5 protein-coding genes and 1 pseudogene are annotated in these 6640 nt (G+C 55.1%); 1 reads left to right on the top strand and 5 read right to left on the bottom strand.

The annotated features are described in order from the left end of the window. A pseudogene (locus tag ACI7RC_RS02895) lies at positions 1-309 on the bottom strand (RNA-guided endonuclease InsQ/TnpB family protein); the annotation flags it as partial. Between the two features lie 223 nt (positions 310-532). Between ACI7RC_RS02895 and ACI7RC_RS02890 the strand changes: the two are divergent. After that, entirely contained in the window at positions 533-931 is a 399-nt protein-coding gene (locus tag ACI7RC_RS02890; protein WP_408106694.1) for a DUF1801 domain-containing protein, read from the top strand. 179 nt (positions 932-1110) lie between these two features. Here ACI7RC_RS02890 and ACI7RC_RS02885 read toward each other — a convergent pair whose 3' ends face one another. The 4 genes from ACI7RC_RS02885 to ACI7RC_RS02870 all read right to left on the bottom strand — a co-directional run bounded on the left by ACI7RC_RS02885 (position 1111) and on the right by ACI7RC_RS02870 (position 6612). Next, positions 1111-2481 carry a putrescine aminotransferase gene (locus ACI7RC_RS02885; protein ID WP_408106693.1) on the bottom strand — a complete coding sequence of 457 codons (1371 nt, stop codon included), beginning with the start codon at positions 2479-2481 and terminating at the stop codon, positions 1111-1113. A gap of 179 nt (positions 2482-2660) precedes the next feature. Beyond that, complete coding sequence (locus ACI7RC_RS02880) at positions 2661-3992, bottom strand: MFS transporter (protein ID WP_408106692.1); 1332 nt, start codon at positions 3990-3992, stop codon at positions 2661-2663. Positions 3993-4003: 11 nt separating this feature from the next. After that, positions 4004-5374 (bottom strand): FAD-binding oxidoreductase, encoded by a 1371-nt coding sequence (locus ACI7RC_RS02875; protein ID WP_408106691.1) that lies wholly within the window; start codon positions 5372-5374, stop codon positions 4004-4006. 26 nt (positions 5375-5400) lie between these two features. Beyond that, the gene (locus ACI7RC_RS02870; protein WP_408106690.1) at positions 5401-6612 is read right to left on the bottom strand and encodes a M20 family metallopeptidase; all 1212 of its coding nucleotides are present in this window, start codon (positions 6610-6612) and stop codon (positions 5401-5403) included. Positions 6613-6640: the final 28 nt, after the last annotated feature.

The raw sequence follows: 6640 nt of genomic DNA, 5'->3' as shown, positions 1-6640 counted from the left end.
GTAGTGCTTCTTGATCTTATAGGGATATTTCGTTGATTTGATTCCTTTTCGTATCGCTTGGCGGGCCGCGTCTCGTGCGAACAAGTACTTATGACAGACGGCCTGAATGGATTGACTGTGCAAATGGAATTTGCGTTTGGTTTGCTTCTGAAGCGCTGACTGCGAAATCCATTTCCGATGCTCCAAATAGTAGTTCTTTGCGAGCTGCAAGCAGGTATTCCAAACCTGGGCAGATTCGCGATTACAGGCATAGAGTCGCTCGATATCTCGTTTTGAAGCATGAAACCGTACGATTTGGGCACGAATCATGGAAACACCTCCTACTAAGAACATTTGTTCTATATCCCGATTATACCACACAAACGTTCCTGTTTGGGGAATATTTCCGCATCAAAATGACGTGAACAAATACATGCTTCCCTGCCTATCTCCGGCGAAGAGGTTCGGGAATGGCGTCATTCATCTCCCACCTGCTTCGCTGAGGAAGGAGACTTCTGACGCAAGTTGTTAAATGTAAATAGGAGTGATCAAAATGGCGAAGCTTTCAGGCGAACGACAAGTCGAAGAATACTTACAGAATCTTGAACATCCACTGAAAAGGGAGATTGAAGAGGTCCGTAGTATCGTCTTAAGTATTGATAGGGAGCTTTCCGAACATGTGAAATGGAATGCACCGAGTTTCTGTTTTCATAATGATGATAGAATAACCTTTAACCTTCATGGAAACGGTTTTTTTAGACTTGTGCTTCACCGAGGAGCCAAAGCAAAAGAAAGCATAAACTTGAAGCCTTACTTCGAAGATGTGCAAGGACTAATGGAATGGGTAGCAAATGACAGAGCCACAATAAAGTTTACCGATAGAAAAGATGTAGAAGTAAAAAGAGAGCTACTAAAAGAAGTGGTCAGAAGGTGGGTAGATGTAACATTATAAAATGAATGAATAAGCAAGGACGGGACTGAACGAACGGGTGAGATAGCTTAATAAACCGCCCTTTTACGAGGCGGTTATATTTTAGCTGAAAATCAACATTGAGAATTAACACAACCTTACAAAAAGTGGAACCTTTCCACAAAATAGGGAAAGGTTCCTCTGATCGTTCATTTCGCTTATTAGCGCGCGACCTTGCCTTCGCGGGACAGCTGGGCAATGCCTTCCTCGATGCACGCCAGGACGTAGTCGATCTGCTCGTAGGAGATCAAGGCCGGCGGTTCGATCCGGATCACAGTCGCGTTGTTCAGGGTGCCGCCGACGAGAATCTTTTTGCCGAAGAGCTGTTTCGCCAGCGTGTAGCCAAGGCTGTTGTCGGCAAACTCCATGCCGATTAAAAGCCCTTTGCCGCGGACGTCGACGAGGACGTCGGGGTGCCGTGACTGAATGTCCTCCAGATGCTTCAGGATGTAATCCCCCTTCTCCTTCGCCATCTGCGGGATGTTCTCCTCCAAAATCGTGTGGATCCCGGCGATCGCCCCGGCACAGCAAAGCGGGTTGCCGCCAAAGGTAGAAGAGCCCAGCAGGAAGGGATTTTCCTCCATCTTGCTCCACCATTTGCGCTTTGCCACCATCGCCGCGATCGGCATCACGCCGCCGCCAAAAGCCTTGCCGAGCGTCATGATATCCGGCACGACATCCCAGTGGTCGACCCCGAACAGCGTCCCGGTCCGTCCCATTCCGGTCTGAATCTCATCGACGATCAAGAGACACTCGTACTTGTCGCAGATTTGGCGCAGACGCGGCAGGTAATCATCCGGCGGGATATTTACACCGCCTTCTCCCTGGATCGGTTCGACGATGACACCGGCGACCGTCTCGCCCGTGTTGATCAACATGCGTATCGCCTGTTCGACCGCGTCGGCATCGCCGAACGGCACGTGCTGGAATCCGGGGACGAGCGGCAGGTACGGCTCGCGGAAGGCCGGCTTGCTGGAAGCGGACAGCGATCCCATCGTCTTGCCGTGGAAGCCCTTTTCAGTCGAAATGAAGTACTTTTTGCCAGTCGCCAGCCGAGCCAGCTTCAACGCCATCTCGTTGGCCTCCGTACCGCAGTTTACCAGGTAGGAGTGCTGCAGGTCGCCCGGAGTGATGTACGCGACCAGCTTGGACAGGTAGCCGCGCAGCGGGTCCACCATCTCCTGGCTGTGCAGGGCGTACCGCTTTAGCTGTGCGGAGACAGCCTGCACCACCTTGGGGTGGCGGTGTCCGAGCAGGTAGACGCCGTATCCGCCCAGGCAATCGATGTACTCGTCACCCATCGTGTCGCGAAAGACTGCTGCTTCGTCTTCCCATTCCACGACGGAAAAGTCATGAGAAACCGACTTGCGGTGGGCGAGAATCGCCTTCGTGACGTACTGGCTGAAATTCTCAATCGAGTCTGAGACGATCTGCTTTTTCTGCTCTACCGTCAGCGTCTCACTTTGGATAAAACCCAACACCTCTTTCGCCGCTTGCAATGCCTCAGCTGTCGTCTTCCGTTCCAATCTCATCACCCTTTTCATTTTGTCCTTTACATCAAGAAAGCTTGCAAATCTGATGCCAATGCAATAAGGGGGAAGAATCGCCCGGAAAACCAGTTTATTCTACACAATGAGAAAGAAACAGAGCAGATCAGCGGCAGAATCGAGGTTTTTGCCAACCAAAGCTTATTTGCAATGAGAAAAGTTTATCAAAAATGAGAAGATTTCTTGAAATCGGTGTTTTTCTGTCGCCCCGCTTCAATCGTTTTCTGACGCAGCAGCAGTACCAAAACCGCTGAGGCCAGGACGCAGCCGGCGAGGAAGAACAGACCCGCCTCTGTCTTGCCGGTCGCCTCATTCAAGGAGCCAACGACGTAGGGACCGACAAACCCGCCCAGATTTCCGATCGAATTGATCAGGGCAATCCCGATCGCCGCCGCCCCTTCGCTTAAAAACAGCGCAGGCAAAGCCCAAAATGGTCCGAAAAAGCTGTAAATGCCCGCCGTTGCCACCGCCATAAGGGCCACGGAGAGAATCGGTTGGGAAGACATGCCGCAGGCAATCAGCGCAAGTCCGCCGAGTACGGGAGGCAGTGCGGCGTGAAGCTTCCTCTCCCCCGTCCGGTCCGAACGGCGGGCCCAGCCTACCATGGCCAGTCCGGCGAAGACGTAGGGAATCATGCTGAGCATGCCTACTTGCAGATTGGTGTAGTTTGCCGGAAACGATTTGATGATCGAGGGCATCCAGAAGCCGATGCCGTACAGTCCGATGACGAGCGCGAAGTAAATAAAGGCCAGATGCCAGACTCGCCCGTTGGTCAGCACCTCTCTGGTCGTGTACTGCTTCCGTCTGATTTTTTCTTCGTGCTCCCGCTTTAATTCCGCCACCAGCCACGCCTTCTCTTCCGCCGTCAGCCACTTAGCCTGTTCGGGGCGATCCGTCATGTAAGTAAATGCAACCACGCCGAAGATGATTGCCGGCACACCTTCGATGATAAACATCCAGCGCCAGCCCGCCAGCCCGGCCCAATCGATATAGGTCATGATCCAAGTGGACAAAGGGGCCCCGATGATGTTGGAAGCCGCCAGGGCGGTCATCAGAAAGGCGACGGCCCTGGCCTGTTCTTTGGCCCGGAACCAATACGTGATGTACAAGATGACTCCCGGAAAGAACCCCGCTTCGGCCAGGCCCAGCAAAAACCGCAGGATGTACAGGTGGGTGGCATTCTGCACCCAGCCCGTCAGAATGACGACAATCCCCCAGGTAATCATGATTCGGGCAATCCAGACTCTCGCACCGATCCGATGAAGGATCATGTTGCTGGGGATTTCAAACAGGAAATAGCCGATGAAAAAGATCCCCGAGATCAGCCCAAACGTCTGGCTGGAAATCGCCAGCGCCTTGTTCATGTCAAGCGCCGCATATCCAAGGTTGACTCGATCCAGATAGGCAATGATGTAGAGCAGAAAGAGAAACGGAAGAATCCGCCACTTCACTTTGCGAATGGTTTGTTCGCCTAATACGGCACCGGTTTGATTCATTGCACTACCTCCTATTTTGGCTGTAGAAAGATTTTTCCCGGGTTTAAGATCCCGTGCGGATCAAGCACCTGTTTTACTTGCGCCATCACATCTACTGCATCACCGTGCTCCTGGCGCAGGTATTTGGCTTTGCCGACCCCGACACCGTGCTCTCCGGTGCATGTCCCGCCGCGTTCAAGCGCATGCCGGACGATCGCGGCATTGACCGCTTCAGCCTGCTGCAGATCTTCCTCCCGGTCCGGGTCGAGCATCAACAGGGCATGGAAATTGCCGTCGCCGATATGGCCCAGCACGCCGCCCGCCAACCCGGAACGATCGATCTGCAGCCGTGCGTGTTCGACGGCATCTGCCAACTGGCTGATCGGGACGCATACGTCGGTCGTCATCATCCGTTTTCCCGGATGCCCGTGCCCAAAAGCGTAGGCGAGGTTGTGCCGCGCCTCCCACAGGCGGGCCCGTTCCTTCGAATCGGTCTCGTGAATAAACTCCAAAGATCCCTGATCTGCCGCCAGTTCCTCGGCGAACCGGATATCGCGGAGAAGTCCGGCCTCATTGCCGTGGAACTCCATAAACAGCGTAGGCTGCTCCGGGTACGAGGTGCCGCTGTGCCGATTCAACTGCATGACCGAACCTCGGTCAACCAGCTCCAGCCTCGCTACGGGAATGTTGGCCGACAGGATCGCAACAGCCGAATCGACAGCTTGTTTCACTGCGGGAAAAGCGACGCGGGCAGCGACGACGGACTCTGGTATGCCGTGCACCCGCAAAGTCAGTTCGGTAAAGACTCCCAGCGTCCCTTCCGATCCGACGAACAGCCCGGTCAGGTGATACCCTGCCGAGGATTTCGCCGCCAGCCCCCCTGTGCGGATGATCCGTCCGTCGGCCAAGACGACTTCCAATGCGCGGACCTGATCTCTCATCACGCCATAGCGAACGGCCGTGGTGCCGCTCGCGTTCGTCGCCGCCATCCCGCCCAGGGTCGCATCCGCACCCGGGTCGACCGAGAAAAACAGTCCGTATTTTTTCAGCTCCTTGTTCAATTGTGAGCGGGTTACACCCGGCTGAACCCTGACCAAAAAATCCCCCGGGCGCACCTCCAGTATCTGATTCATCCGCTGCATGTCAATCGAGATGCCGCCCTGATACGGGATCACATGGCCTTCCAGGCTGGTGCCGAGCCCAAACGGCACGACCGGCAGCCGATGTTCATGGGTAAAGGCCAGCACGCGGCTGACCTCATCCGCATTTTGCGGAAAGACAACCACATCCGGCCGATGCGGAGCATGGTACGATTCATCCCGGCTGTGCTGTTCGAGCACAGTCGGGTTGACCGTCACCTGATCCGCTGTCAGTATCGAAGCGAGCTGTGAATAGAGTTCCATCTGTTCAATCCCCCTGGTTTTTCTCCTTATTCGGACAGAAATGCTAGCGCGGACCTGGCGTACAGCTGGGTCGTTTCGACCAGTTGGTCAATGTCGACGTATTCATCCGCGTGATGCGGGATGTGGCGGTCACCGGCGCCTGTGGTGATGATCGGTACCCCTGCCAGGTGCAGGTAGGTGCCGTCCGTCGAACCGGGTACCCCGTTGTAGATCGGCTCCTTGCCGGTAATCGCGCGGTAAGAATCGGCAACAGCCCGGACGACGGGCTCTTCTTGCGAGGTCTGGGTCCAAGGTCGCTCCACGATGATCTCCAGTTCGGCCTTGAAGTTGTCGTCCTCCCGCGACAGGACGGCCAAAATCTCTTCGATCTGCCCTTTCAGCACCTCGTGATCCTGACCCGGCACGGTGCGGATATCAAGAGTCGTCATGCACTGATCTGGAACGACGTTGATCTGCGCCTCCCCTCTGACCGGAGCTTGCAGGATCGTCGGCGTGATGCTCGGCCAGCCCAACATCGGATGTTCGCCCAGCCGCTCTTTCTCCTTGCGCTCCAGTTCGTCCAAGGCGACGATGGCCCGCGCCATTCGGGTGTTGGGGTTGATCCCGGTCAGCGGCATGGCGCCGTGGGCCATTTTGCCGAACGTGCGAAGATAGGCCCGAATCGCCCCTTTTTGTGTAATGCAAATCTGGTTTTCCTCCGGTTCGCAGATAATCGCTCCGTCTACGCCATTTGCCCAACCGCGCTGGATAAAATGACGGATGCCCAGCATCTCTCCTTCTTCGTCACAGGGAATACAGAGCAATATTTTCCCATAAAATGGTTCCTCAGAGCGTTGAATCGCCTTTACGGCGCAGATCGCCGCAGCCAGATTTCCCTTGGTGTCGCAGGAGCCGCGGCCGTAAATCCGCCCGCCCGAAATCGCGGCGCCAAACGGGTCGTAACTCCACTTTCGCGTATCGCCTTCGGTGACCACATCGGTATGCCCTTCGAACAAGAGCGTCTTTCCCGGCCTGCCCGAATCGTAAAAAGCGATGACATTGGGTCTGCCCGGCACTACCTCTTCGTAGTAAACGGTTAGCCCCATCTGCCTGAGCTCATCCTCGACAAACCGGGCTACCCGCTGTTCGTTGCCGTCCGCTTCTCCCGGACGGTAAACACTGGGTATCTGCACCAACCTTTGAGTCAATGTCACCACTTCCCGCTCATCTACAAAGGAGCGTACACGATCAATTGCCATTCCTCTCCCGCCTTTCTGTTACTGTCAG

This window comes from Brevibacillus sp. B_LB10_24, from assembly GCF_046036945.1.
In the GTDB taxonomy this organism is placed as follows: Bacteria; Bacillota; Bacilli; order Brevibacillales; family Brevibacillaceae; genus Brevibacillus_C.
This window is presented reverse-complemented; position numbering and strand designations above follow the sequence as displayed.